Below are 298 nucleotides of genomic sequence, written 5' to 3'. Positions count from 1 at the left end.
GGCACGGTGTTTGAGCCCGTCAACAGCTTCAAAACCAATCAGACCAAGCTGGCAAGGCTCCAACGCCAGTTGAGCAAAAAGGTAAAGTTCAGCAGCAACTGGAAGAAACAAAAAGCCAAGATCCAGCGGCTGCATTCACATATCGCCAATAGCCGCCGCGATTACCTTCACAAGGTCACAACGACTATCAGCAAAAACCACGCGATGATCGTCATTGAGGATTTGAAGGTTGCCAGCATGTCAAAATCAGCAGCGGGCACGACCAGCCAGCCGGGGCGCAACGTCCGGGCAAAATCAG

The 298-nt window shown here is 52.3% G+C and carries 1 protein-coding gene; it reads left to right on the top strand.

The window, feature by feature from the left end; all coding sequences use genetic code 11:
* Positions 1 to 6: 6 nt before the first annotated feature.
* A partial coding sequence (locus J9893_RS22135; RefSeq protein ID WP_348521187.1) for a transposase occupies positions 7 to 298 on the top strand: 292 nt, incomplete at its 3' end.

It is taken from the genome of Aeromonas sp. MaB10011B (assembly GCF_017939325.1).
In the GTDB taxonomy this organism is placed as follows: Bacteria; Pseudomonadota; Gammaproteobacteria; order Enterobacterales; family Aeromonadaceae; genus Aeromonas; species Aeromonas caviae.
Note: the sequence above shows the minus strand (reverse complement) of the source record. Positions and strands in the feature narration are given on the sequence as shown.